At 63.3% G+C, this 24,479-nt stretch carries 32 protein-coding genes, 2 tRNA genes and 1 pseudogene; 13 read left to right on the forward strand and 22 right to left on the reverse strand.

Translation table 11 applies throughout. The features are described from left to right. Positions 1–14: 14 nt before the first annotated feature. The 6 genes from egtD to gluQRS all read right to left on the reverse strand — a co-directional run bounded on the left by egtD (position 15) and on the right by gluQRS (position 5,032). Complete coding sequence (gene egtD / locus SAB01S_RS04860) at positions 15–974, reverse strand: L-histidine N(alpha)-methyltransferase (RefSeq protein ID WP_062731981.1); 960 nt, start codon at positions 972–974, stop codon at positions 15–17. A gap of 2 nt (positions 975–976) precedes the next feature. Beyond that, positions 977–2,245, reverse strand: coding sequence for an ergothioneine biosynthesis protein EgtB (gene egtB / locus SAB01S_RS04865; protein WP_062731982.1), 1,269 nt, complete (start codon positions 2,243–2,245; stop codon positions 977–979). A 73-nt stretch (positions 2,246–2,318) separates the two neighbouring features. Further along, a complete protein-coding gene (locus tag SAB01S_RS04870; RefSeq protein ID WP_062731983.1) occupies positions 2,319–3,179 on the reverse strand; it encodes a GGDEF domain-containing protein in 861 nt (286 codons plus the stop codon). A 128-nt stretch (positions 3,180–3,307) separates the two neighbouring features. Then, positions 3,308–3,877, reverse strand: a complete 570-nt coding sequence (locus SAB01S_RS04875; RefSeq protein WP_062731984.1) for a cob(I)yrinic acid a,c-diamide adenosyltransferase — start codon at positions 3,875–3,877, stop codon at positions 3,308–3,310. Positions 3,878–3,895: 18 nt separating this feature from the next. Continuing rightward, positions 3,896–4,132: a twin transmembrane helix small protein gene (locus tag SAB01S_RS04880; RefSeq protein WP_021227982.1), complete on the reverse strand. Its 237-nt coding sequence runs from the start codon at positions 4,130–4,132 to the stop codon at positions 3,896–3,898. A 9-nt stretch (positions 4,133–4,141) separates the two neighbouring features. After that, positions 4,142–5,032 (reverse strand): tRNA glutamyl-Q(34) synthetase GluQRS, encoded by an 891-nt coding sequence (gene gluQRS / locus SAB01S_RS04885; protein ID WP_062731985.1) that lies wholly within the window; start codon positions 5,030–5,032, stop codon positions 4,142–4,144. 95 nt (positions 5,033–5,127) lie between these two features. Here gluQRS and SAB01S_RS04890 point away from each other — a divergent pair, with 95 nt between their 5' ends. After that, positions 5,128–5,694, forward strand: coding sequence for an HNH endonuclease (locus SAB01S_RS04890; protein ID WP_021227984.1), 567 nt, complete (start codon positions 5,128–5,130; stop codon positions 5,692–5,694). A gap of 17 nt (positions 5,695–5,711) precedes the next feature. On the opposite strand, the gene SAB01S_RS04895 is transcribed toward SAB01S_RS04890, so the two are convergent. Further along, positions 5,712–6,449: a Crp/Fnr family transcriptional regulator gene (locus SAB01S_RS04895; protein WP_174525617.1), complete on the reverse strand. Its 738-nt coding sequence runs from the start codon at positions 6,447–6,449 to the stop codon at positions 5,712–5,714. A 195-nt stretch (positions 6,450–6,644) separates the two neighbouring features. On the opposite strand from SAB01S_RS04895, the gene murA reads away from it, so the two are divergent. Both murA and SAB01S_RS04905 read left to right on the forward strand, forming a co-directional pair. After that, complete coding sequence (gene murA / locus SAB01S_RS04900) at positions 6,645–7,928, forward strand: UDP-N-acetylglucosamine 1-carboxyvinyltransferase (RefSeq protein WP_062731986.1); 1,284 nt, start codon at positions 6,645–6,647, stop codon at positions 7,926–7,928. Further along, positions 7,921–9,447, forward strand: coding sequence for a PAS domain-containing protein (locus SAB01S_RS04905; protein ID WP_062731987.1), 1,527 nt, complete (start codon positions 7,921–7,923; stop codon positions 9,445–9,447). The genes murA and SAB01S_RS04905 overlap by 8 nt, the downstream gene beginning before the upstream one ends. Here the strand turns inward: SAB01S_RS04905 and SAB01S_RS04910 are convergent. The 3 genes from SAB01S_RS04910 to SAB01S_RS04920 all read right to left on the reverse strand — a co-directional run bounded on the left by SAB01S_RS04910 (position 9,395) and on the right by SAB01S_RS04920 (position 10,767). After that, positions 9,395–9,829, reverse strand: coding sequence for a response regulator (locus tag SAB01S_RS04910; protein ID WP_062731988.1), 435 nt, complete (start codon positions 9,827–9,829; stop codon positions 9,395–9,397). The genes SAB01S_RS04905 and SAB01S_RS04910 overlap by 53 nt on opposite strands. Before the next feature lie 97 nt (positions 9,830–9,926). Next, positions 9,927–10,145 (reverse strand): hypothetical protein, encoded by a 219-nt coding sequence (locus tag SAB01S_RS04915; RefSeq protein ID WP_062731989.1) that lies wholly within the window; start codon positions 10,143–10,145, stop codon positions 9,927–9,929. A 4-nt stretch (positions 10,146–10,149) separates the two neighbouring features. Continuing rightward, the gene (locus SAB01S_RS04920) at positions 10,150–10,767 is read right to left on the reverse strand and encodes a DNA-3-methyladenine glycosylase family protein (RefSeq protein ID WP_062732110.1); all 618 of its coding nucleotides are present in this window, start codon (positions 10,765–10,767) and stop codon (positions 10,150–10,152) included. A 77-nt stretch (positions 10,768–10,844) separates the two neighbouring features. Between SAB01S_RS04920 and SAB01S_RS04925 the strand changes: the two genes are divergently transcribed. Continuing rightward, a complete protein-coding gene (locus SAB01S_RS04925; protein WP_062731990.1) occupies positions 10,845–11,162 on the forward strand; it encodes a 2Fe-2S iron-sulfur cluster-binding protein in 318 nt (105 codons plus the stop codon). A gap of 7 nt (positions 11,163–11,169) precedes the next feature. On the opposite strand, the gene SAB01S_RS04930 is transcribed toward SAB01S_RS04925, so the two are convergent. Both SAB01S_RS04930 and rlmB read right to left on the reverse strand, forming a co-directional pair. Beyond that, a complete protein-coding gene (locus SAB01S_RS04930; RefSeq protein ID WP_062731991.1) occupies positions 11,170–11,901 on the reverse strand; it encodes a hypothetical protein in 732 nt (243 codons plus the stop codon). Positions 11,902–11,912: 11 nt separating this feature from the next. Further along, positions 11,913–12,662: a 23S rRNA (guanosine(2251)-2'-O)-methyltransferase RlmB gene (rlmB, locus tag SAB01S_RS04935; protein ID WP_062731992.1), complete on the reverse strand. Its 750-nt coding sequence runs from the start codon at positions 12,660–12,662 to the stop codon at positions 11,913–11,915. A gap of 103 nt (positions 12,663–12,765) precedes the next feature. On the opposite strand from rlmB, the gene SAB01S_RS04940 reads away from it, so the two are divergent. Continuing rightward, a tRNA-Tyr gene (locus SAB01S_RS04940) sits at positions 12,766–12,852 on the forward strand. 62 nt (positions 12,853–12,914) lie between these two features. Beyond that, positions 12,915–12,990: transfer RNA gene (locus tag SAB01S_RS04945), tRNA-Lys, on the forward strand. Between the two features lie 123 nt (positions 12,991–13,113). Here the strand turns inward: SAB01S_RS04945 and SAB01S_RS04950 are convergent. Next, complete coding sequence (locus SAB01S_RS04950; RefSeq protein ID WP_062732111.1) at positions 13,114–13,299, reverse strand: PspC domain-containing protein; 186 nt, start codon at positions 13,297–13,299, stop codon at positions 13,114–13,116. 347 nt (positions 13,300–13,646) lie between these two features. Here SAB01S_RS04950 and SAB01S_RS04955 point away from each other — a divergent pair, with 347 nt between their 5' ends. Both SAB01S_RS04955 and SAB01S_RS04960 read left to right on the forward strand, forming a co-directional pair. Then, positions 13,647–14,033, forward strand: a complete 387-nt coding sequence (locus SAB01S_RS04955) for a gamma-glutamylcyclotransferase family protein (protein ID WP_062731993.1) — start codon at positions 13,647–13,649, stop codon at positions 14,031–14,033. A gap of 83 nt (positions 14,034–14,116) precedes the next feature. Next, positions 14,117–14,878: a ZIP family metal transporter gene (locus tag SAB01S_RS04960; RefSeq protein WP_062732112.1), complete on the forward strand. Its 762-nt coding sequence runs from the start codon at positions 14,117–14,119 to the stop codon at positions 14,876–14,878. Between the two features lie 15 nt (positions 14,879–14,893). Here SAB01S_RS04960 and SAB01S_RS04965 read toward each other — a convergent pair whose 3' ends face one another. Further along, complete coding sequence (locus SAB01S_RS04965; RefSeq protein WP_062731994.1) at positions 14,894–15,427, reverse strand: peroxiredoxin; 534 nt, start codon at positions 15,425–15,427, stop codon at positions 14,894–14,896. A 30-nt stretch (positions 15,428–15,457) separates the two neighbouring features. Continuing rightward, a pseudogene (locus tag SAB01S_RS04970) lies at positions 15,458–15,580 on the reverse strand (VOC family protein); the annotation flags it as partial. Positions 15,581–15,738: 158 nt separating this feature from the next. On the opposite strand from SAB01S_RS04970, the gene SAB01S_RS04975 reads away from it, so the two are divergent. From SAB01S_RS04975 to SAB01S_RS04990, 4 genes are all read left to right on the forward strand, one after another. Beyond that, positions 15,739–16,254, forward strand: a complete 516-nt coding sequence (locus SAB01S_RS04975; protein ID WP_062731995.1) for a hypothetical protein — start codon at positions 15,739–15,741, stop codon at positions 16,252–16,254. A gap of 45 nt (positions 16,255–16,299) precedes the next feature. After that, positions 16,300–17,373 (forward strand): DNA replication/repair protein RecF, encoded by a 1,074-nt coding sequence (recF, locus tag SAB01S_RS04980; protein WP_062731996.1) that lies wholly within the window; start codon positions 16,300–16,302, stop codon positions 17,371–17,373. 109 nt (positions 17,374–17,482) lie between these two features. After that, a complete protein-coding gene (locus tag SAB01S_RS04985) occupies positions 17,483–18,013 on the forward strand; it encodes a CHAP domain-containing protein (RefSeq protein WP_062731997.1) in 531 nt (176 codons plus the stop codon). A 77-nt stretch (positions 18,014–18,090) separates the two neighbouring features. Continuing rightward, entirely contained in the window at positions 18,091–18,807 is a 717-nt protein-coding gene (locus tag SAB01S_RS04990; RefSeq protein WP_062731998.1) for a CHAP domain-containing protein, read from the forward strand. Between the two features lie 37 nt (positions 18,808–18,844). Here the strand turns inward: SAB01S_RS04990 and SAB01S_RS04995 are convergent, their stop codons facing one another. The 7 genes from SAB01S_RS04995 to SAB01S_RS05025 form a co-directional block, all read right to left on the reverse strand. Continuing rightward, positions 18,845–19,123: a DUF3297 family protein gene (locus SAB01S_RS04995; protein WP_062731999.1), complete on the reverse strand. Its 279-nt coding sequence runs from the start codon at positions 19,121–19,123 to the stop codon at positions 18,845–18,847. Between the two features lie 53 nt (positions 19,124–19,176). Then, a complete protein-coding gene (locus SAB01S_RS05000; protein WP_062732000.1) occupies positions 19,177–20,016 on the reverse strand; it encodes a S1 family peptidase in 840 nt (279 codons plus the stop codon). 6 nt (positions 20,017–20,022) lie between these two features. Next, positions 20,023–20,445: a DUF350 domain-containing protein gene (locus SAB01S_RS05005; RefSeq protein ID WP_062732113.1), complete on the reverse strand. Its 423-nt coding sequence runs from the start codon at positions 20,443–20,445 to the stop codon at positions 20,023–20,025. Positions 20,446–20,509: 64 nt separating this feature from the next. Continuing rightward, the gene (locus tag SAB01S_RS05010) at positions 20,510–20,818 is read right to left on the reverse strand and encodes a hypothetical protein (protein ID WP_062732001.1); all 309 of its coding nucleotides are present in this window, start codon (positions 20,816–20,818) and stop codon (positions 20,510–20,512) included. A 99-nt stretch (positions 20,819–20,917) separates the two neighbouring features. Beyond that, positions 20,918–22,159: an SAM-dependent methyltransferase gene (locus SAB01S_RS05015; RefSeq protein WP_062732002.1), complete on the reverse strand. Its 1,242-nt coding sequence runs from the start codon at positions 22,157–22,159 to the stop codon at positions 20,918–20,920. Between the two features lie 31 nt (positions 22,160–22,190). Then, complete coding sequence (locus tag SAB01S_RS05020; protein ID WP_062732003.1) at positions 22,191–22,937, reverse strand: molybdopterin-binding protein; 747 nt, start codon at positions 22,935–22,937, stop codon at positions 22,191–22,193. After that, positions 22,934–23,662 carry a cytochrome b/b6 domain-containing protein gene (locus tag SAB01S_RS05025; protein WP_174525618.1) on the reverse strand — a complete coding sequence of 243 codons (729 nt, stop codon included), beginning with the start codon at positions 23,660–23,662 and terminating at the stop codon, positions 22,934–22,936. The genes SAB01S_RS05020 and SAB01S_RS05025 overlap by 4 nt, the downstream gene beginning before the upstream one ends. 303 nt (positions 23,663–23,965) lie before the next feature. Here SAB01S_RS05025 and SAB01S_RS05030 point away from each other — a divergent pair, with 303 nt between their 5' ends. Next, positions 23,966–24,475, forward strand: coding sequence for an outer membrane protein (locus tag SAB01S_RS05030; RefSeq protein WP_062732004.1), 510 nt, complete (start codon positions 23,966–23,968; stop codon positions 24,473–24,475). Positions 24,476–24,479 lie beyond the last annotated feature (4 nt).

The raw sequence follows: 24,479 nt of genomic DNA on the forward strand, positions 1-24,479 counted from the left end.
AATTGGCCGGGAGGTCAGGCCGCCTGCGCCAGCACCAACCCGAACAGGCCCTCGGCGTCGGTCCATTCTTCCACCGGGTCCCAGCCGCCCGCGCGCAGCAGAATTCGCTCGTCGCGCGTCCCATATTTGTGGCTGCTTTCGGTATGGATGGTTTCGCCCCGCTCCATGTGAAAGCGCGCGCCGGCAACCTGGAAATCCAGGGCGCGCAGGGCTTCGAGATGCATTTCGATCCGCGCCTTCTGGTCGTTCCAGACCGCACGATGGGCAAAGCCGTCAACTGGCATGTCGCCTTCCAATTCGCGGTTGATCCGCTCAATCAGGTTGAGGTTGAAGGCTGCGGTCACGCCCTGCGCATCGTCATAGGCCGCAATCAGTCGATCGCGATCCTTTATCCGGTCCATGCCGATCAGCAGCATGGCATCGTCGCCCAGCAGCCGACGCATCGCGCGCAGCAGATCGACTGCGGCCCCCGGGTCCATATTGCCGATCGTGGAGCCGGGGAAGAAACCCAGGCGCGGCATGCCGCTTATTTCTTCCGGCAGGTCGAGCGGTTGATTGAAATCGCCCACCACCGGCAGGACCGGCAAATGCGGGAAGGCGCGCGCCAGTTCAGCGCTGCTGTCGTGCAAAAAATCGCCGCTGATATCGATGGGCACATAGGCGGCCGGCTCAATTGCGCGCAACAGATGGGGGGTCTTGCGCGAACTGCCCGCGCCAAATTCTACCACCGCGCGACCCGCGCCGGCTGCGCGCGCCACATCCGGGCCATGCGCCTTGAGCAAAGCAGTTTCGGTGCGGGTCGGATAATATTCGGGCAAATCCGTGATCTGCTCGAACAGTTCGGAGCCGCGCCGGTCGTAGAACCAGATAGGCGGTGTGGCTTTCGGTTCCTGCGCCAGCCCCTCCAATATATCGCGGCGAAAGGCCGGATCTATCCGTTGCGTTCGGGCAGGGGCATCCTCGGTCAGCAGCATCGTCACAGATCCTTTGCCAGCCGCAGCCCGGTGAACTGCCAGCGTTGGTGGGGGTAGAAGAAATTGCGGTAGCTGGCCCGCATATGGCCACGCGGGGTGGCGCAACTGCCGCCCTTCAGCACGAACTGGCCGGACATGAACTTGCCATTATATTCGCCCACGGCCCCGTCCGCTGCCCGAAAACCGGGATGCGGGCGATAGGCGCTGCCGGTCCATTCCCATACATCGCCGAACATCTGCTTGAGCGTATCGGTAGGTGCCGCCGGATAGGGGCGGGGGCATGTCGACCCGTCGAACTGGTTGCCGCCGCCTGGCGCGATATTCTGTGCGGCGCTTTCCCATTCGGCTTCGGTAGGCAGGCGCGCGCCCGCCCAGCTGGCAAAGGCGTCGGCTTCATACAGGCTGATATGCGTCACAGGCGCTGCGGGATTGACCGGCTGGCGGCCATCGAGTCCGAAGCGGCTCCAACCCTGTTCACCCTGCTTCCAGTAAAGCGGCGCCTGAACGCCCTCTCGCTGCACCCACGCCCACCCGTCCGACAGCCAGAGCGAAGGGGTCGTGTAGCCGCCATCCTCGATGAAGGCGATCCATTCGCCATTGGTGATCGGGCGGTGCGCCAGGGCGTGGGGATGTAGCAAGGCGCGGTGGCGCGGCCCTTCGCAATCGAAGGCGAAGCCGGCGCGGCCATCGTCGCCAATTTCCGTCAACCCTTCGCGCCCCTCGATCCAGTGCAGGGGACCGGGCAGGTCGACCGCCTGCGCGCTGCGCGGTTCGAACAGCGCCGGTTCCAGCGGATTGAGCGAAAAAAGATGCAAAAGGTCCGTCAGCATCAATTCCTGATGCTGCTGCTCATGATGCAGGCCCAATGTCACCAACTGCTGGGCGGCCGGGGAGAGATGGGGTAGCACTGCGTCCATTTCCGCGTCGACATGCGCACGATAGGCCATGATGTCGCTCAGCACAGGACGGGTTAGCATGCCGCGCATAGGACGGGCATGACGCGGGCCTTCCGCCTCATAATAGCTGTTGAACAGATAGGCGTAGCGCGGGTCGAACGGGCGATAGCGAGACGCATGGTCACGCAACACAAAGGTTTCGAAGAACCAGGTAACATGCGCCAGATGCCATTTTGCGGGCGACGCGTCCGGCATGGACTGCACGGTCGCGTCAGCATCGGACAGCGGCGCGGCGATCGCTTGCGTCAGTTGTCGAACGTCGCGATATCGCGACGCCAGATCATTCTGGCGTGCATCGTTCCAGCTTCTGGCCATTCGCGCCCCTTCCAATCGCTTGTGCCGCTCCAATCGAAGAAAGCGCATGGAAGGCCTAACGGTTCCCCTTCCTTTAGGTGCAGGCCGCCGAAATCGCCGCAGGGGCGCGACATACGCGGTCGCGTCCGGACTGTTTGGCATCGTAAAGAGCCGCATCGGCTGCCGCCAGCGCCTCCTCGATCGGGCCTCCGGTCCAGCGGCTCAGACCTGCCGAAAAGCTGATGATGCGGCCATTGACCCGCCCGATCGGTTCGCGCCGCATCTGCTGGGCGATGCGCGCCAGCGCCCAACTGGCTTCATCCTCGGCCCCATCGCGGAAGAAAATCGCAAACTCCTCACCACCCCATCGCGCCACCAGATCGGCGCGCCGCACCTGCGAGGCCAGGCGCCCGGCAAAGGCCGCCAGCACCCGATCGCCCTCGTCATGTCCCTTTATGTCGTTGACCTGCTTGAAGAAGTCTATGTCGATAAGGGCTATGCAGCCCTTGCGCTGCGCCGCCGGCAGCGCCTCTATCTGAGCGAGGAATCCGCGCCGGTTGGCGACGCCGGTCAGCGGGTCTTCATGGGCGGCGATCGCCAGATCATTCATATGAGCCTGCGTCGTCGCGGCGGCCCGCTGCACACCCGCGTAGAGACTGGCGATTACGTCGCCCACCTGCGGCAACGATTTGCCGTCGTCGGGCTGCGCGTTCAGGGCTTCGGCCAGCACCTGTATCGGACTTAGGAGCGCGCCGATCCCGTAAAGGGCAAGCCCGGTGCCCGCGACTGTCGCCAGGGTCAGCGTGACCACTTCGGCAAGCGCCAGCCGCCCGGTAGCCGCGCCCCACCCGATATAGCAAAGCAACGGCAGATGCGTGGCGACAAAGCAGATGGCAAAGAGGCGCAATCGTAGCGAGCGCGGAAAAATGAACGACGTGGCGAGATAGAAATGCATGGGCGATCCCGTAGAAATAACCGCGGGAGAAATCCTTGCGGGTTCTAAAGGCTCATTGAATAAAAAGGGTTAATTGCGCGGAATGCGTCAATCCGTTGCGTGTCCGAGTCCGGCGGCCTTGCCTCGGATCAGCGCGATGCGCCCGGTACCCATTTGACGTCGCGAGCGCCATTGTCGTTCAACCGCCGCGCCAGCACGAACAGCAGATCGGACAGGCGATTGAGATAGGCCAGCGCCTGCGGGTTCAGCGCGACGTCGGCGGCCGCCGCCATGGCGCTGCGTTCGGCCCGGCGGGTGATTGCGCGCGCCAGATGGACAGCGGCGGCAGCAGCCGATCCGCCCGGCAGCACGAAACTGTCGAGCGGCGCCAGTTCGGCGTTCATGACGTCGATTTCAGACTCCAATCGCTCGACCTGGCTCGCCACGATCCGTAGCGCCCAGGGTTCGTCCTCACCTTCGGGAATTGGCGTCGCCAAGTCGGCCCCCAGATCGAACAGGTCATTTTGTATCGTGGTCAGCCACCGCGTTTCGGCCCGGTCGCCCATGGCGACGATAGCAAGGCCGATCGCGCTGTTGGCCTCGTCGACATCGCCCACGGCTTGCATGCGCGGGGCATATTTGGGCAACCGCGATCCATCCGCCAGCCCGGTGATACCGCCATCGCCCGTGCGCGTGTAGATTTTGTTCAGCTTCACCATGGCATGCGACCGCTGTCTTCAGCCATGCCCCTTGGCCATCAGCAGGATAGCAACGATGATGATGGCGCCCGCCTGAAAGAGGACGCGGTTGATCATCATGCGGTTCTGCTTGAGGCGAGCCGGGCTTGGGCCGCTGCCTTCCGGCGCGTTGAGATCCTCCTTGGTGGTCTGGAGGAAGGCGATGACGCCCCGGATCAGAGCGACCAGCGTCGCGATCATGGCAAGGATGAGGGCGATGACAAGGACGGTGTTCATGGGCGCAGCCTATGCCTTTCCGTAGCTGATGCCAACCGGAAAGCGCCCGGCGCGCAGGTCTGCGGCCAGAATGCGTGGATCGACACCCTGCGCCCGTAACTGCGCCAGCGATAGCGATCCGCTGCGTTTGGCCAGGCGCTGACCCTGCGCGTCCATCAGAAGCGGGTGGTGACGATAGGCCGGGGAGGGCAGGTCGAGCAAAGCCTGAATCAAGCGGTGAATATCCGTGACGCTGCGCAAGTCGTCGCCACGCAGGACATGCGTCACGCCCATTGCAACATCGTCCAGCGTGCAGGACAGATGATAGCTGGCCGGCGCATCCTTGCGCGCCAGCACGACATCGCCATGAACGCCCGCATCGGCAAAGACGGCACTGCTGGCATCCTCGTCGAAGGACCGCCAACTGAGCGGCCCCGCGCGCGCCGCCGCGCGCGCCATGTCGATCCGCCACGCATGGGCGTCGCCCGCCGCGATCCTGCGCGCCCGCACCTGGGTGCTCAACGCGCGGCAGGTGCCGGGATAGACCGCGCCTTCCGGGCCGTGTGGCGCGGTCAGGCTGGCCTGAATATCCGCGCGCGTGCAGAAACAGGGATAGAGAAGGCCCACGGCGCGCAACCGATCGAGCGCTGCCTCATATATCCCGATCCGTTGCGACTGGAACAGGATGTCGCCATCCCATTCCACGCCCAGCCAACGCAGGTCCTCAATAATGCCGGTGACATGCTCGGGCCGGCTGCGCGTGCCGTCGATATCCTCGATCCGCAGGCGCATCGTTCCGCCTGAAGATCGCGCAAGGTCCATCGCCATCAGCGCGGACCAGCCATGGCCGACGTGCAGCCGCCCCGTCGGGCTTGGCGCAAAGCGCGTCACCATATGCTGTGGTGCGACAGGCCGTGTCATACTGGCCCTTGACGAACAATATTCGTTAATGCTGTCATGTGCGCGTCATGTTGCTGATGGATCAGCGGCTTCGGCAAGGGGGTAGACGTTTTTCTATGTACCATCCCGACCTGATACGACATCCGGAAAATTGTCCGGCGCTGGTTTTGAATGCGGACTATACGCCGCTCAGCTATTATCCGTTGAGCCTGTGGCCTTGGCAGACGGCGATCAAGGCGGTGTTTCTGGAGCGGGTGGATATCGTATCCTCCTATGAACGGGAGGTGCATAGTCCCAGCTTCCAGATGAAGATTCCTTCGGTTATCGCGCTCAAACAATATGTAAAGCCTTCCGAACATCCAGCCTTCACCCGGTTCAACCTGTTCCTGCGCGACAAGTTCGCCTGCCAATATTGCGGATCGACCAGCGACCTCACCTTCGACCATGTCGTGCCCCGCCGCGCAGGCGGGCGGACGACTTGGGAAAATGTGGCCACGGCCTGTTCGCCGTGCAATCTGAAAAAGGGTGGTCGCACGCCCAAGGAGGCACACATGCAATTGCATGTGCAGCCGATCCGTCCGACCAGCTGGCAGCTACAGGAACATGGCCGTGGCTTTCCGCCGGGCTATTTGCATGAAAGCTGGCACGACTGGCTCTACTGGGATGTCGAACTGCTCGCCTGAGAGCTTTCCCCTATTCGTCAGCCGACCGGAAGCCAGTCCAGGTCCATATCCTTGTGCCGATTGGTATAATGCCCAATATCCTCCAGCCGCTCCATGTCCAACAGGCGGAAACGGCCATTGGTCCGGCTGATCAGGCCTTCCTGCTCCATCTGCCGGATCATGCGGTTCACGTGAACCGAGGTCAGGCCGATCGAATCGCCGATCTCTTCCTGGGTCAGCTTCAGGTCGAAACTATCCTCGATACTGTCGTCGGTGACGCGCAGCCGATGAAACATGTCGAGCAAAAAGGCGGCGACCCGCGCCTTGGCGGACGTGCGGCCCAAGGATGCCAGCCGGTCGGTCATAGACACGCGTTCGGCATTGGACAGCAGGAAAAGGAGCGCCGCGACGCGCGGATGCTCTTCCAGCAAACGGCGCAGCGCATGTTTGTCGAACGGGCAGATCACCGAATCCGACACCGCTACCAATGATTCCGGAGCACGGGTATAAATGGTGCTGGCCGACCCGATAAAGTCGCCTGGAAAATAGACGCGCAAAATCTGCCGGCTGCCGTCGGGCAGGATGACGAAACTCATCACCCGCCCCTGGCGCAGTACGAATAATTCGGTGATCGGATCGTTGACTCGCTGGATCATTGCCCCGCGCTTCACCTTGCGCGGATTTTCCTCCAGCCTAGCCAATGCCGCCTGTTCCGCGTTGGTCAAGCGCAAATGGCGCGTCAACTGCTCTGCAAAACAGCTATCTGGCACCAACATACCTTCTTGTAAAAAATAGTCGTTACGATGGCAAAACGCCTTGAGTGCCTTTTGGCTGCATTTCCAGCTTCTGCACTAAACTCGATCAATTCCCGCCCGCTTGGCAAAATTTCCTTTTGCATCCCGTAAAACGGGCTGAACGGACCATCTCAGCCGCCTTGCGCACGGCCCGTTTGCCGTTATTAAGCCTGCTGGATGGACCGCATTGATATCCGCGGCGGCAACGCACTGAATGGCCGCCTTCCCATTTCCGGCGCGAAAAATGCCGCACTGACGCTGCTCCCCTGCGCGCTGCTGACGGACGAGCCGCTGACTCTGCGCAACCTGCCCCGGCTGGCGGACGTCGACAGTTTTGGCCACCTCCTCAACCAGCTTGGCGTTTCGACCATGATCGAAGGCGCGCGACCCGAGGATTTCGGACGCGTCATGACGCTCCGCGCAGGCCGGGTCACGTCGACCGAAGCCCCTTATGATATCGTGCGCAAGATGCGTGCGTCGATCCTCGTCCTGGGCCCGCTGCTCGCGCGCGCCGGCGAAGCGCGTGTGTCGCTGCCAGGCGGCTGCGCGATCGGCAATCGGCCGATCGACCTGCATCTGAAGGCGCTTGAGGCGCTGGGTGCAAGGATTGAGCTGGCCGCCGGCTATGTCCGCGCCAGCGCGCCCGATGGTGGTCTTCCGGGGGGCATGTATACCTTCCCCGTGGTATCGGTCGGTGCAACGGAAAACGCCGTCATGGCGGCCGTGCTCGCCAAAGGCACCTGCACATTGGAAAACGCCGCCCGCGAGCCGGAGATCGTCGATCTCTGCAATCTGCTTGTCGCCATGGGAGCGGAGATCGAAGGCATTGGCAGCGACCGGCTGGTGATCCATGGGCGGCCCCGCCTCCATGGCGCAACCTATAGTGTCATGCCGGACCGGATCGAGGCGGGCAGCTATGCCTGCGCCGTTGCCCTCACGGGTGGATCGCTCGACCTGATCGGCGCAAATGCGGACGACATGCACGCCATTTTGGCGGCGCTGCGCGACGCCGGGGTCCAGGTGGACGCGCACAAGCAGGGCATCCGCATTTCCTCCGATGGCAAGCTGCGGCCGCTGACGCTTTCGACCGCGCCATTTCCTGCCTTCCCGACCGACATGCAGGCGCAGTTCATGGCGATGCTGACGCTCGCCGACGGCGCATCGGTGCTGACCGAGACGATCTTTGAAAATCGCTACATGCATGTGCCCGAACTGGCGCGCATGGGCGCGGACATTGCGGTCAATGGCCGTACGGCGGTTGTGCGCGGCGTGGCGCATCTGGTTGGCGCGCCCGTCATGGCAACCGACCTGCGCGCCTCGATGAGCCTCATCCTCGCAGGCCTCGCGGCGCAGGGCGAAACGCGGGTCAATCGCGTCTATCATCTCGATCGCGGTTATGAGCGGTTGGAGGAGAAGCTCTCGGCCGTGGGCGCGGATATCGAACGCGTCGGCGATGGCTGACGGAACAGGGCTCGCGACCGATCGCGGCGCGCTTCTTGCGCTCTATGATCTGGATGCCGGCGGCTTCCGGACGCTGGACGATATCACCGCCTTTGCCGCGCGCCTGTGTGACGCTCCCATCTCTCTGGTCAGCATCGTTGAAGATGTTCGCCAGCGCTTTCTGGCCCGGGTCGGGCTGGACGCGAAGGAAACGCCGCGCGACGTATCCTTTTGCGCGCATGCCATGCTGGGCGCAAAAGTCTTCATAGTGCCCAACGCTACCACTGACCCGCGATTTACGGACAATGCGCTTGTCACGGGCCCCCCGCATATCCGCTTCTATGCCGGCGCCCCGCTGATCGGTCGTGACGGCGAACCGCTGGGTGCCCTGTGCGTCATTGATACGGCGCCGCGGGTGGATCTGACGCCGCTTCAGCGCGAGGGGCTGGAACTGCTGGCGCGTCAGGTGATGATGGAACTGGAGGGGCGCCGACGCGATCGCGACATGATCGCCAAGCAGCGTCTGGACGCCGCCGCCGTTGCCGACAGCGACCGCATGTTCCGGACGCTCGCGGACACCATGCCGCAAATGGTCTGGTCGACGCTCCCTGACGGCTATCATGATTATTACAACGCGCGCTGGTATGAATATACCGGCGTTCCTGTCGGGTCGACGGACGGTGCCGCCTGGAACGGCATGTTCCACCCTGACGATCAGGAGGCGGCGTGGGCCCGGTGGCGCAACAGCCTGGAAACCGGCCAGCCCTATGAGATCGAATATCGGCTGCGGCATCATAGCGGCCAATATCGCTGGACCCTGGGCCGCGCTTTGCCGATCCGCGGCTCCAAAGGTCAGATCATTCGCTGGATCGGCACCTGCACCGATATCCACGAACAAAGGTTGATGATGGAAGAGCGCGAACTGATCGCGCATGAATTGTCCCATCGGATCAAGAATATCTTTTCGGTGATTGCCGGCCTTGTCGGTCTGTCGGCGCGCGAACACCCGGCCATCCGGCCCGTTGCCGATGATCTGCGCGATCGCATCCTGGCGCTCGGACGCGCGCATGATTTCGTGCGCCCGCACAGCGCGGATTCCGCGCCGCGCGTGGGGCAGGGGCAGGGCCATCTCTGGGGCGTGCTGGATCAGATTTTCGCGCCCTATCGCAACATCGATGGGTCGCGCATCCTGCTGTCGGGCGATAATCCGGCGATCGACGACCGTTCGGCGACGCCGCTCGCTCTCCTGTTCCACGAACTGGCGACGAACGCCGCCAAATATGGCGCCTTGTCGGTCGCCGACGGGCGCGTGCATCTGCACATCAGTCGGGAAGGGGATGATGTTCGGCTCGAATGGCGCGAGCAGGGTGGTCCGGTCACGGCACCTGCAAAAGCGGAGGGATTTGGCAGTCGCTTGATGGCGCTCAGCGTCGAACGCCAGCTGGGCGGGCGGCTTGAACGCGACTGGCGCTCGGATGGCCTTTGCCTTACCCTCTGGATTCCATCCCGTTCCATGAGCCGGGCGGCGGAAACGGCGTAAATCCGGCAATTTCCGCTGCCATGATTTCAGGTTGTTCGGCTGCCGCAAGTTCCAGCGCCGCAGCGATGCTCTGCGGCCGAAACGGTTTCGTGATGACGCCCAGCGCCGCCACGGCCGCCTCGCCGATCTGTGCGGGGTTTGCCGTCACGTAGATCACACGGATGCTATGTTGGCTCGCCAGTTCCATGCCGATCTGTGGGCCGGTCGGCCCGTCGCGCAAATTAAGGTCGACAAGCGCGATGTCGCAATCCTGCGCAGCGGCTAGAGCAGCTGCGCGGTCGGCTGCGATAGCGCCCACGCCAAAGCCGGCATCTTCCACGATCTGCTCGATCTCCAGCGCGACGAATATCTCGTCTTCGACAATGAGAACTTTCTTGTCCATCTTTCCAACCCGGCCCTCTTGGAGCGAGAAAACAGCGCGACTTTATGGAAGGTTCCGCTGGCTTCTCAAGTTTCGACGAACAGGCTGAATATTCCGTTCACGATTCCACGTTGGTCCATACTGTTTCGAAATCCGTGCCCGTCATCACCAGCACCGATGCGGGATAACCCGCGTCTGCCGCCTTGCGCGCGGTCCCGCTTGCGCTGTCGACAGCCTGCGCCCGGCTGGGGAAGGGGCCATAATATTTATTGTCGAGATTGATCTTCCAGACGCCCTCATGCTGCAGGACGATGTAACGGGCGTGGAGCAGGGTCATGGGTTTACAATACCTCGGTGTTATAATGGTGCCAGGCCATGATGGCTGCCGCGCCGCGATGCGGGCGCCACGCCTCGGCCACCTGTCGGGTCAACGCTTCGCTCGGCCGATCGGGCAGGCCCAGGATGCGCCCGATCTCGATCTGCACGGCGAGGTCGCCCGCCGGCCAGATGTCGGGGCGGCCTTCGGCGAACAGCAAATAGATTTCTGCAGACCAGCGGCCGATGCCCTTGATCTGAACCAGCTGCGCGATCGCTTCTTCGTCATCGGCTGGCAGGGCATGCAGGTCGATGCCGCCCGACACCACCAATTCGGCCAGGCTGCGGGCATAGCCCTGCTTCTGCCGCGACAGGCCGCAGGCCCGTAGCGCGTCGAAGTCGCGCGCCAGCAGCGCGTGGGGCGCACAGCCTTCGCCCAGCTCCGCCTCCAGCTTGCGCCAGACGGCAGCCGCCGACGCCACGCTCACCTGCTGCCCCACGATCGTGCGCAGCAATGTCTCATAGCCTGGCGCCCGGACGCGGGGCGCCGGATAGCCCACCCGCGCGATCGCCGCCGCAAAGCCGGGCTCCAGCGCCGCAATCGCGTTCAGGCTTTCGCGCATCTGTTCTGCCGTCGTCACCATCTCTGCGTCCAGCCAGCCCTTGATTTCGCGGCGTCCCTCCGCCACAGCGGCGAAGAAAATTCTAGGGGACTGAATAGATGCCGAAACTGATCGTGGTCAACCGTGCGGGCGAGGAACAGGCTGTCGAGGGCGACAAGGGCCTGTCGGTGATGGAGGTCATCCGCGACAATGGCTTTGATGAATTACTGGCGCTGTGCGGCGGTTGCTGTTCCTGCGCGACCTGCCATGTCTATGTCGATCCCGCCTTTGCCGACGCGCTGCCGGCGATGAGCGAGGACGAAAATGACCTGCTCGACAGTTCCGACCATCGCACCGATGCCAGCCGCCTGTCCTGCCAGGTCATATTGAGCGACGAACTGGACGGCCTGCGCGTCACCATCGCGCCGGAAGACTGATCGGATCTCAGGGGGCCAGGCGCAGCGTCGCCATTGGCGCGTCACTGGTCAGCGGCGTGACCGTCCAGACGATGCGCTGGCCCTCTGGCGTGTCCTGCACGCCCTCTTCCTGATTCTGGCTGATGATCTGCGCATCGGTGGTCAGCGTGAAGCGTCCGTTCAGCGCCTTGGCCGCCTTGTCACCCGCGCCGCCCAGGCCGCCTGGCCCCTGGCTCTTGTCAAAGCCGGCGGCAAAGCCCGGCGCTTTCACCCGCACCTTGTCGTCACCGCGCAATTCCACCGCGACGAAGGGTAATATGATCTGCGCGTCGATGTTGAACGGGAAGAGGAAGGCATGGTCCAGCCGGCCGCTCATCGCATAGTCAATCGCGAACTTGTGATCGCCCAGATAGCGGGCACAGCGAAATCCCTTCTCGCGTGACAAGGCTGCGGCAATCGCCTGCATTTGCGCATCGTCATCGTCTGCGCCGTTCGCGCTGAAATCCTCTTCCGCCTGCGCCGCTACGGGCAAGAATGTCGGCTCAGAGGCCTCGCCATCCTGCGTATCCTCGTCCGGATCGACGCCGGTCCATCCCGCCGGGCTCACGTCCGACGCCAATATCTCGCCTTTATAGGCAAAGGCGAAGCGGCGGTCGGCGCGGATGTCGAGGCTGGATTCAAATTGCCCCGGCGTCACCAGGCATGCCGACAGCGTCAACAGTCCCGCCAACGCTCCGGCGATCCGCACCAGCCCCCGCATCTCTTTCCCCTCTACCCGTCCTGACGGTTGGTCGTCGCATAAAGCGCGATCGCCGCCGCATTGGATACGTTCAGGCTCTCCATGCGCGGGCTGATCGGCAGCTTGGCGATGATGTCGCAATGGGCGATGCTGTTGTGGCGCAGCCCTTCGCCCTCGGCCCCCAGCACCAGCGCCACGCGCGACTGGCCGATCGCCTCGCCGATTGTCGTGTCCGCCTCGCCGTCCAGACCGATGCGCCAATAGCCCGCTTCGGCGATCTCATCCAGCGCGCGGGCCAGGTTCACCACCCGCACCCAGGGCACGATTTCCAGAGCACCCGACGCCGCCCGCGCCAGCACGCCGGATTCGGGTGGCGCATGCCGGTCCTGCGTCACGATGCACAGCGCGTCGAACGCGGCCGCCGACCGCAAGATCGCCCCCACATTATGAGGGTCCGTCACCTGATCCAGCACCAGGATCGGCCTTTTGTCGTCCTGCCCCAGTTCCAGCACATCGCCCAGCCAGACATCGTCCAGCGGCTCGACCTCCGCCACGATCCCCTGATGCGGCGCGTCGGACGGCACCATCCGGCCCATGTCGGCGACGTCGGAATAGACGATGGGCAGTACCGGCGGCAGGTCGAGCGCGCCCAGCGCCTCGCGCGTGCCCCATATCTTGCGCACGGTGCGGTTGGGGTTGGCGAGCGCCGCCGTCACGGCGTGGCGGCCATAGAATCGAGGGAAGGCGCCCTTGGGCTTGGCGGAACGATGCGTCTTTTTCATGGCTCCGCTCTTTTCACATCAGGCCATTGACAGGCAAGCCTCCATTCGCCATTAGGCCGCCTCCAGCGCGGCGAGGAAGGCTTTCTTCGACGCGTAGGGCACTGGACAGGTGGCCGAGTGGTTAAAGGCAGCAGACTGTAAATCTGCCCGGGTTTCCCGTACGCTGGTTCGAATCCAGCCCTGTCCACCACTGCATCGGCCGGTGCAGCCATCCTTCCTCACGGCTGGGGTGGAAAACAGACAGGCCAGTGTGGACGCATAGCTCAGTTGGTAGAGCAGCTGACTCTTAATCAGCGGGTCCTAGGTTCGAGCCCTAGTGCGTCCACCATATTTACCAAGCGTTTAGTCCTACGTAACATCTACGATCGGATGCTACCGGGTACGCAAATATCTCTCGAAAATCGGCGTTCTACGGACGGCTGGCGTTTGATCGGCCACTGGGCGGACAACGTCACCCTTCGGCGAGCCAACCCGCCAGCAGATAGGCAGCGATGCCGATCGGGCCCAGGGCGCACAGGGTCAGCAGCACCAGCGCGACCCGGATCAGCGTGACGTCCAGGCCGGTGCGATTGGAAAGCCCCGCGCAGACGCCCATGATCTTGCCATGGCGGCGGTCGAGGGTGAAATTGCTGTTCATGATATTGGCCTTCTGCATATGTACGGGTGTCGAAAAAGGGGAGCGGCGATCAGGCGATCGGCGCCACTGGAACCGCCGCGCTGACGAACAGGCTGGCGACGACAACGGCGCCGAAGAGAGAGAAGGCGGCGTTCTGGATCTTGGCAACGAACATGATGATAATTCCCTGATTGGCTGACCGGATTATCCGGCCTTCATGCCCCACAGCATTGCAGGGGGCGTGCCAAATGCAGATTCGTCAGGGAATCGGCCGTTTTCAGGATGTCAACAAAAGTCAGTCTAATCCGTGAGTGCTGACCATTGGTGAAACATCCTCATGATTGGTAAATTTCGCAAAGGGATACGTCATGAGTGAGGCGTGGTTATTCGTCTATGGAACGCTGCGACCCGACCATGGAGGGATGGTCGCGCGTCGACTTGAGCGCGAAGCCACGCTGGTCGGTCCTGCGAGCGTTGACGGTCTTTTGTATCGGATCGCAGATTATCCGGGTCTGGTTCCTGGCGGCAACGCCAAGGTCGCAGGAGACCTCTACAGGCTTTCCGATCCCGTCCGTACGCTGGCATGGCTCGACGATTATGAGGAATGCGGCCCGGCCTTTCCCCAACCCTGGGAATTTCGCCGCGTTCTCATCGCGGTTGCCACGCGGGAGGGCATGGTCGATGCATGGACCTATCTATATGCGCGCAACGTCGCGACATTCGAACGGATTGAAGGCGGCGATTTTCTTGCCTGACACTAAGCCAGCGACGCTTTGAGAGGAACTGGCCCTGGCGCGGGCGCTTTTCCTCTTCGGGGCGCCCATTTCGGGAAATGCATATGAACGAAGCTGTGACAGCGGGACTATGGGGGCTGGTCGGCGGATCAGCCCTGCTGGTAGGCGCCGGCATCGCCTATTTCGTGCGCTTGCCCCAGCGGTTGATCGCCGCAATCATGGCGGCAGGGTCAGGTGTGCTCATTTCCGCTGTCGCCTTCGACCTGATGGATGAGGCCTATCTGCGCGGCGGGTTTGACGCGACCGCGATCGGCTTTTTCGGTGGCGCTCTGGTTTATACAATCGCCAATATCCTGGTGTCGCGCGCAGGCGCCAGGCATCGTAAGCGCTCCGGGTCAAATCCGCACCAAAGCCAAGCGCCGGCGCAGCAAGGGTCGGGCCTGTCGATTGCCATAGGCGCGCTGCTCGATGGTATTCCCGAATCGGTCGTGATCGGCGTCAGCTTGCTGGAGGGCGCGGGCGTCAGCCTGGTGACGGTGGCAGCCGTATTTCTGTCCAACGTGCCCGAAGGTCTGTCGAGCGCGGCGGGCATGAAGAAGGCGGGCCGCAGCGCGACCTATATCTTCGGCGTCTGGGGCGGGATCGCGATGGCGTCGGGACTGGCCGCAGCGATTGGCTATGCCGTCATGGCCGGGGCCAGCGCGGACATTATCGCCGCGACCACGGCTGTCGCGGCCGGCGCGATCCTGGCGATGCTGGTCGACACGATGATCCCGGAAGCAACCGAGGAGGCGCATGAATTTTCCGGGCTCATCGCCGTCGCCGGTTTCCTGCTGGCCTTCATCCTCAGCAAGCTGGAGGGATGAAGGCCAGGGGTAGCGTCATTTGGCCTTCATCGACTCGACGGCTTCCAGCGTGCTCTTCACATGATTGGCATAGTTCATTTCGCTGTGGACGAAGGCGATCCGTCCTGACGGGGCAATGACATAGGATGTCCGGTCGGTCATGCCCGGCCGCATCTTGAGGCCCACATCATAGCCTGAAATGATCGTCGATCCGGCCGAAGCAACCGGAAATTTCCCGGCGCACTCCTTGGTCGAAAAGGACACGAGATCGTCGACCGGATCGGCCGACATGCCGATGACGGTCGCGCCCGCCGCCTTGAACTTGTCGATATTCTCGGCGAATTCGCGCGCCTCGGCCGAACAGCCGGGGGTGAAGGCCTTGGGGAAGAAATAGAGCACCACCGGCCCGCGCTTGAGCTGATGCGAAAGGGTGAGCGTAAAGGTCTTGCCGGCAAGCGCGCCGCGCGTCGTGAAGTCCGGCGCTTTGGCGCCCACCGCAAGCGCTGCCATGGCCTGTCCGGCGGGGAGCAGCATGGCAGTGGCGGCGAGGATCAGGGACAGGCGCTTCATCGACAGATTCCTTTCAGTGCGACCTTGGGTTCAGGCGGGCGGTTCCCACAATTCGATGGCATTGCCCTCCGGATCGTGAATGCGGGCAAAACGAGCGACGGCGGGGTCATCCCAATGCGGATCGGTGATGATCGCGATTCCGGCCGCGCGCAAGCTGTTCTGCGGGACAGGCGCGAAGATCATGGGGTGCCCAAAAACTGCCAGGCGCAGCCATGCCGCCTCGCATCTGCTCCCCGCGCTTAAGCGCAAGCTCTGTACCTCGCCGGCATTGCCCCCGGGAACAAGGCGGTGGGGGCCGTGTTTTTTCGTCCATGCGCCTGCTATCGCCCTTCATGCCGCTCATCCTGACATCGATGATCCTGCTGGGTGGCTGTGGGCAGCAAAGTGGCAATGACGCTGCGCAGCCTGATGTCGTCACCAACATCAGGGACGAGGCGCTGCCCGACACGGACGAACCCGCACCGCCTGCAAACGCGATCGTGCCGGTCGAGCCGATCCCCACCATTGAAACCCCCAAGCCGCCAGCGTCGCAAGCCGGCATGGTCCCTAAGAGCCTCCAAGGACGCTGGGCGGGTATGCAGTCGCGGTGTGACGACCGATCCGATGCTTTGGAACTGACGATCAAGCCGGACCAGCTCATTTTTCACGAAAGCGTCGGCACGGTGCAGTCCGTCGATGCGGAGGAGGGCGGACATATACGAGTGCAGGCCGCCTTCACCGGCGAGGGCGAAAGCTGGATGCGCACGCTCAGCCTCAAGCCATCGGCCGATGGCGCGCGACTGACCATCGTCAATGACGGGACGGCGGTTACTCGCAAGCGTTGCTGACGAAGCGCGCTTCCTTCCCGGTTCAGTCCCCGCTACAGCGACGCGATGATCGGCCGCCTGACTCTGAGCGACTTCCGCAATCATGCGGATGCGCTGATCCTGCCCGATCATGCTTTCATATTGCTGACCGGCGACAATGGCGCGGGTAAGACCAATATTCTGGAAGCGGTTTCGATGCTGGCGCCGGGCCGGGGCCTGCGTGGCGCTTCGCTCGGCGCGATGGCGCGACAGGATGGGCCTGGTGGCTTCGGCATCGCGGCGGAGGTCGATGGCGTCACGCTGGGAACCGGCGTCAACGCGAACGCGCCGGAACGGCGGCAGGTGCGGATCGGCGGTGTCGCTTCTTCCGCCAACGCGCTCGCCGATCATCTGGCAATCGTATGGCTGACCCCGGCGATGGACCGCTTGTTCCTCGACAGTCCAGGCGGGAGGCGGCGTTTTCTGGACCGGCTGACGCTGGCGCTGCATCCGGGCCATGCCGCGCACAGCGCGCGTTACGATGCCGCGATGCGCGCGCGCAATCGGCTATTGAGCGACCTGCGCACTGCCGATCCGACTTGGCTCTCCGCGCTGGAAACGCAGATGGAAGAACATGGCGTGGCCATTGGCGCGGCGCGGGCTGACCTTGTTGCGCGCCTCAATCAGCTGTTGGCGCATCAGCCCGATGCGCCTTTCGCCCGGCCCATGATCGAGATCGAGGAAGCCGAACCGCAAGGCGATGAACCGCTCGCTATCCGCCTGGGGAGGCAACGCCGACGCGATGCGGCGGCCGGGCGAAGCCTGACCGGGCCGCATCGCCAGGACCTCGTGGTGACGCATGTGGCGAAGGGGCAGGCGGCGGCGCTTTGTTCGACTGGGGAGCAGAAGGCGCTGCTGCTGTCGATCCTGCTCGCCCATGCCGCCCTGGTCGCCGCCGAACGCGGACAGCCGCCGGTGCTCTTGCTGGATGAAGTGGCGGCGCACCTCGATCCCCTGCGCCGCGCCGCTTTGTTTGACCGGCTGGCGGACACGGGGGGGCAGACATGGATGACGGGCACGGAACCAAGCCTGTTCAGTGATTTGGCGGCGGCTACGCGATTGACTGTAACCGCCGGCCATATCTTTCGTTCCACAACATAACGCATCGACAAAACGATTCGTCGCCAGCGACTTTTCAAGCCGCGCGTCGTCTGCCCTAAAGCGGCCATCGGGGTTCAAGCCTTACCAAAAAAGTCGGGGTCGCAATCGCATGTTGGCTGGTTTTCGCGCGTTTTTCGCGGCGTCTATTCTTGCGCTTTCGACATTGGCTTCCGTTCCCGCCGTCGCTGGCACGCTGCAATGCGCGCCCTTCGCTCGGCAGATTTCCGGCATCGACATTCATGGCAATGCCAACACCTGGTGGGGGCAGGCGGAAGGCCGCTACGATCGCGGGCATGAACCGCGTGTCGGCGCGGTGCTGGCCTTCTCTTCCAGCCGTTCGATGCCGGTCGGCCATGTGGCGATGGTCAGCAAGGTGGTCAGCGATCGTGAAGTGCTGCTGACCCATGCCAACTGGTCCTATCGTGGCGGCATCGAACGCGACGTCCGCGCCGTGGACGTGTCGCCCAATAATGACTGGACTGACGTGCGCGTCTGGTATGGTCCGATCGGCGGGCTCGGCACGCGGTCGAACCCGGCGCGTGGCTTCATTTACGCCGATGCGCCTGCCAAGATCGACCAGCCGGTGCAGATCGCCTCGGCCGACATGGACGGCGGCGCTGCGGTCCGTTCTGCTTTCTGATCCTTTAACCTTTTGCCAACCGACTGACGCATAGGGTCGATCCCGGTGGGGCGATTCTAGACGTTTCAGGATCGCAAATGATTCGAAATCTGGTCTGGGCAGCGGCGCTGATGCTGTCCGGGATGACGGGCGCGCAGGCTTGGGGCGCGTCGGTGCTGCAATGCGTGCCTTATGCGCGCACCGTGTCGGGCGTCGACCTTTATGGCGATGCGCTCAACTGGTGGGACCAGGCCGATGGCCGGTTCAAGCGCGGCCACGCGCCGAAAAAGGGCGCGGTGCTGGCGTTCCGGGCGTTCGGGCCAATGGCGCTGGGGCATGTCGCGGTGGTGAGCCGCGTGCTCGACGATCGTCGTATTCTCATTCGCCATGCCAATTGGTCGGTGCCCGGCGCGATCGAGGAGGATGTGCTGGCGATCGACGTGTCGGACCAGGGCGACTGGAGCCAGGTGCGGGTATGGCACAGCCCGACCGGGCAAATGGGCGCGCGCACCAATCCGACCTTCGGCTTCATCTATCCGGCCAAAGCGAAGCTGCACGACTTCACGCCCGACCCCGCGCTGGGCGCGAGCATTCGCTTCGCCAAGATGGACATGGACCGCTGGGATCGCGAGGGCGCGTCCGTCCGCCCGGTGCGAACCGCGCAGGCGGCGATCGAAGTCAAGCCGGAACGGCGCGGTCGCGCGCCGCATCTGCGCACCGATCCGGCGATCCTGCACTTTGCCGACAATGCGCCGGTGGAGCGGAGCCTGAGCGCCATCATCGCGGACGTGAAGCGCGAAACGATGGTGAACTGATAGCGAAAGGGGCGCCCATCGCGGCGCCCCATTGTTCTTATTCGCTGTCTGGTGCCTTGTCGTCGGCAGCGCCCTCGGCCGGATTTTCGAACCAGGCCTCGACCTCGCCATTCAGCTTGATCGTCAGCGGGTTGCCATGGCGGTCGCGGGTTTTGCCGGCGGCCACGCGGATCCAGCCTTCCGATATGCAATATTCTTCCACATCCTTGCGCTCACGGCCCTTGAAGCGGATGCCGATGCCGCGCTGGAGCACATCCATGTCGAAATGGGGGCTTTTGGGATTGGTAGACAGATGGTCGGGGGGCATGTCGCTCATGATGGAAATCCTTGCAAAGTTGCGCAGCGCCTAGCGCCTGGCCAACGCGCTCGTCAACCGCCCGGCGGCGCGTCGACATTGCAGAAGATGCGGCGAATCACCCCCTGATCCAGCCAGCCAACGAAGCGGCGACTGGCGTCGGCGATATTTTCGATCGGATAGGCGACGGGCCGTTCGTCGATCATCCGGCTGGCGATGGCGAGCCGGACGACAGCATCGGGCGCTGTCGTTAATATCCGGCCGCGCCGATCGGTGGCGGCGCTGTTGACGCCGATGACATGGCCGTCTTCGGACAGGACAGGGCCGCCGCTGATGCCCGACAGCGTGCCATCGCCAGCGGGCAGGCGGGCGCGTTCCGCCCAGGCGAGGATGGGTTGCGCGCTGTCGCTGCGTCCACGCCGCGCGCTGGCCGATCCGATCAGTTCCGACACGACCAGGGTAGGTTCGCCGGCTGGGAAGCCCAAATGATAGCCCGGCGTCCCCGGCTGCGGCACATGATCGGCCAGCGGCAGCGCGTCCGGACTGGCGAGGTTGGCCTGCACGATGGCCGCGTCCCCCTCCCGGCTTTCCAGCACCCGCGCGACCGGCCGTGCGAAGCGGCCATCCTCCAGCCCGACGCGGGTGCAGCCATGGGTGACATGCTCGGCGGTCAGCCATGCGCCATCCCGATCAACAGCAAAAGCGGTGCCCATCGAATCAGCCGGCCCGCCGGGACGATCCTCGATCACGAATTGCTCATCGCCCCATTGCGGCATGGGCCGGCGCGGGCTGCGCGGATCGAATTGTTCGACCTGCAGCGGCGGGATGACGGCATCCTGGGTGCCCCAGGCGACAGCCAGAAGCAATGCGCCCAGCACGAAGGGCAGGCAGCCGCAGCCCTGCTTGCGCGCCATGCGCCCTTAGCCCGCGACCGCGGCAGCGGTCAGGCAGGCGACGGCAGTCTTCATCATGGCCAGAAAGATCGCCGCCGATCGCTCGTTCGCCTCGATCCGGGCGGACAGGGTGCCGATCAGGAAATCGACCAGACGAAACGCGATCAGTTGCAGGACCAGCGTCACGCTGCCCCAGATGACCACATCCCAGACATTGACCGACCCGGCCAGGCAAAAGCCCAGTGGCACGGCCAAACCGATCGCCGCGCCGCCCAGCGAGATGGCGGCGGCTTCATTGCCCGCACGGATCAGGGCAAATTCGTCATGCGGTGTGATCCAAAGATAGAGCGTAAGCGCGGCCAGCCACACCATGGTTGCGCTGCCCAGATGCAGCAGCAGGATCGGCAGGCCCGCGAGCAGGCTCTGGATGACGGGCATGGGATCGCTCATCCCCCAGCCATGCCGCAACCTGCCCGATCGATCAACCGGCAGGTTGCGGCCCAGCCTCATTGCATCAACGACAGATGCGCACCCGCACGTCACGATGCCGCCAGCGATCATAGCGCCATTCCGTCCAGCAGCGCGGGCGATAGCGGTAATGGGACCGATAATAGCCGCCATGCCGCCGCCAGTCGCGCCGATCGCCGCGCCAATGCCGGCGATCATTCCAGCGGCGGTTGTCCCAGCGCCGATTATCCCATCGATGATCGCGTCCATCGCGCCAGCCAGCATGGTGATATTGGGCCTGCGCCGGCGTCGCCGCCGCGCCGAGGCCAGCGACGGCCAGGCTCAACGCCGCCGCCGCTTTCCAGATCAGGGTCATATGTCTCTCCTCTCACGACCCGCCTGTCGGGGCGGGCCATGCAAGGCACAGTGGCTGAGGGCGACTGAACCGGGCGGGAATGACGCTGTCAGCGCAGGTTCAGCGTCCGCGCAGGGCGCTTTCGGCCTCCTGCATATAATCGCGTGTGATCGGCAGTGCGCGGCGGTCGCGCACATATTGAACCTGATAATTCACCATGCCGCCATGTTCGAAGACGGTTGCCGCACCCGCCAGATAGAAGGTCCACAGGCGAAAGAATCGTTCGTCATACAGTGCGACGATCTCCGCCTTGTGCGCCATGGTGCGCTTATACCATTCGCGGATGGTCAGGCCATAATGCAGGCGCAACACCTCCACGTCCGTCACCATCAGCCGCGTGCCTTCGCTGCCTTGGATCATCTCCGACAAAGCAGGAATGTAACCGCCGGGAAAGATATATTTCTGGGTGAAGGCGTCGGTGATGCCGGGGCCGTCGACCCGGCCGATCGTGTGGATCAGCATCACGCCGTCAGGCGCCAGCAAATCCCGGCACTTGTTATAGAATGTGCGGAAATGGGCGGTGCCGACATGCTCGAACATGCCGACCGACACGATGCGGTCGAACGGGCCGGTCATGTCGCGATAATCGATCAGTTCGAAGCGGACATGATCGGCGACGCCGGCGTCCTGCGCCCGTTGGCGCGCGACCTTGAGCTGTTCTTCCGACAGGGTGATGCCCGTCACGTCGACGCCGCAGGTGCGATGCAGATACAGGGCCATGCCGCCCCAGCCGCACCCGATGTCCAGCACTTTCATGCCGGGCTTCAGGTGCAGCTTGGCGGCGATATGCGCTTTCTTGTCTTCCTGCGCCTGTTCCAGACTGATCCCGGCATCATTGTCCGCATCGGGGAAGTAGGCGCAGCTATATTGCTGGTCGCGGTCGAGAAACAGCGCGTAAAGCGCGCCCGAAAGGTCATAATGATGGGCGACATTCGCCTTCGACCGCGATTTGTGATTGGCTCGCCACACTTTCTGCCGCACCGTTTTGAAGCTGCGGGAAAGGCGGCTTTTCGCGTCGATGGATCGCCCGGCTTCCCAAGGGTTATTGGCGCGGATCATGGAGATGAATTCCATGATGCCTCCGCCTTCTATACCCACGCGGCCGTCGATCCAGGCTTCGGCCATGCCAAGGCGCGGATCTTTGACGATGTCGAAGGGAACGCGGCTGTCGTGAAAGCGTAGCGCCAGGTCGGGGAAGTCGGGGTCGGGGCGACCCGCGGTGAAGCTGCCGCCCTTGGCATAATGAACCGTCAGTTGCCCACGCGTGACCAACCGTTTGAGAACGCGCTCGAATATCTTCATATGGCTCCACTGTCACGTCGTTACGCAGGCGTCAAATGCCCGCATACCAGTCATAGCCGGCATAGTCTTCCCAGAAGCCGCCCTTGCCGCGCCCAATCTGTGCGATGCTGTCGACCGCCTCGATCCGCATCAGATATTTCGCCTGCTTATAGCCCAATTGCCGCTCGACCCGCAGGCGCAACGGCGCGCCATTGGCGACCGAAAGCGGCCGGTCGTTGAGTGCGAAGGCAAGGATGGTCTGGGGATGAAAGGCGTCGTTGAGGTCGATGCTTTCATAATAAGGCCGGCCGCCCCCCATATCGTCGGCGCAATGAAAGACGATATAGCGCGCATCCTGCCGCAGGCCGGCTGCATCCAAAATCGTGCGCAGCGGCACGCCGCGCCATTTGCCGATCGCACTCCACCCTTCCACGCAATCGTGGCGGGTAATTTGTTCGCGATGGGGCAGGGTGCGCAGTTGCGACAGTGAAAGCGACAGCGGCCGGGAAACCTTGCCATCGACGCGCAATCGCCAGTCGGCAAAGCCCGTGCGCCAGATCGCCTTGTAATCGGGCGTGTTCGGATTCGCCGTGCCATTGGCGCGAAAGACGGGCGAAATCTGGTCGGGCCGGAATTCCTGCGCCAGGGCTTCGCGCGCCATCAGGCTGCGCTGCGCCCATCTGTGAAAATTCTCGGCTGAAAAAAGCGCGTTTCGGACAGTCTCGTTCCGGGCGAGGCGATCGCAGCCGGTGAGCGCGGCGGTCGCGCCCAGCAGCAGCGCGCGGCGGGCGACGATCATGGACGTTCCTCCGGCACCTTGTAGCGTCCGGTGATCATCGATCGCACTTCGTTCACCGGTCCGGCCAGGAGGACCATCAGGATATGGACCAGGAAGAAAGCTACGAGCGCGAAGGCGGTAATGAAATGGATCGAGCGCGCCGATTGCCGTCCGCCGAACAACTCCGCAAGCCATGGCCAGGCCGCGTTCATGCCGGGCGACATGGTGAGGCCGGTCAGGATGATGAGCGGCAGGGCGATGAAGATGACGCCGATATAGCTGGCCTTTTGCAGGACATTGTAGCGCAGCGCCGCAGCCCCCGTGGGAAAGCGCAGACGGGCATGGTCCTTGATGTCCTGCCAGATATGGCGCGGGGCCAGATCGTCGCGGCGAAAGGCAAGGTCGCGGCCGACATGCCGGTTGACCACGCTCCAGAGCATATAGGCGAGCAGCGCAAAGGCAAAAATCGGCGCGGCAGTCAGGTGCCAATGGCGTGACAGCGCCAGATTATAGGTGGCCGGCAATGTCCACCAGCTGCCGAACCGGTCCAGCTCCAGCCAGGCCGGATCGAAATTCGCGCCATAAGCCCCCCAATAAAGGCGCGGGTGAGCGTTGAAGATGCCAAGGCCGCTGGTGAACAGGATGTAGAGCAGCAGCGCGTTCAGCCAGTGCCACATGCGGGTAGACAGGCGGTGACGCTTGACGATTGGGTCGGCGCTGTCTGGCATCAACTTCATGGCGGTCATTCTAGCGCACTTTCATGACAGGTCGACAGGGGTCGCACAGGGTTGTGTCCGGAAGGATGTCACCGTTTTGCAACACAAGGCCTGAAATTGATTGAAATAAATTCAGACCCTCTTTGCAACTGATTTTTGCGATCCTAGATGGGCGTTGCGCGATGATGATGCACAACGCGCTCCATTCTCTCTTTAGATGGGGAGAATAGAAGCAGGAGTGACCATAGGCAAAATGCCATGATCTCTTTGCATCGAACCTGAACGCCGGATGAATATCTAAGTCACGGCGACCAGAATAAAAATGAGGACTTTATGAAGACTGTGATTTTCGCAGCGATTGCTGCTGCCACCGCCGTTTCTGCACCTGCCTTCGCTCAGGACGCTGCGCCCTTCACTGGGCCGCGCGCCGGCGTCACCATGGGCTATGACAAGATCGGTGGCGAAGATGGCTTCGCTTACGGCGTGACCGCCGGCTACGATCTCGCGCTTGCTCCCCGCATCACGGGCGGCGTGGAAGTGAGCCTGGGCGACACCACGGTCGATGACAGCGGCCTCGACGTCAGCCGCGACATCGCCGCGTCGCTGCGCGCCGGCTATGTCGTGACCCCGCGCGTCCTCGCCTTCGGCAAGGTCGGCTATGCCTCGACCCGCTTCGAAGTCGATGGCGACGGCGCTGGCCTGGAAGGCGTGCGCTATGGCGGCGGCCTGGAGTTCGCCGCGACGCCGAACACCTATATCTCGGCCGAATATCAGCGCACCGAATATGAACAGAATGTCGGTGGGCGCGATGCCGCCATGGTTGGCGTCGGCTACCGCTTCTGATCCA

The organism is Sphingobium abikonense NBRC 16140 (assembly GCF_001598335.1).
Classification (GTDB): Bacteria; Pseudomonadota; Alphaproteobacteria; order Sphingomonadales; family Sphingomonadaceae; genus Sphingobium; species Sphingobium abikonense.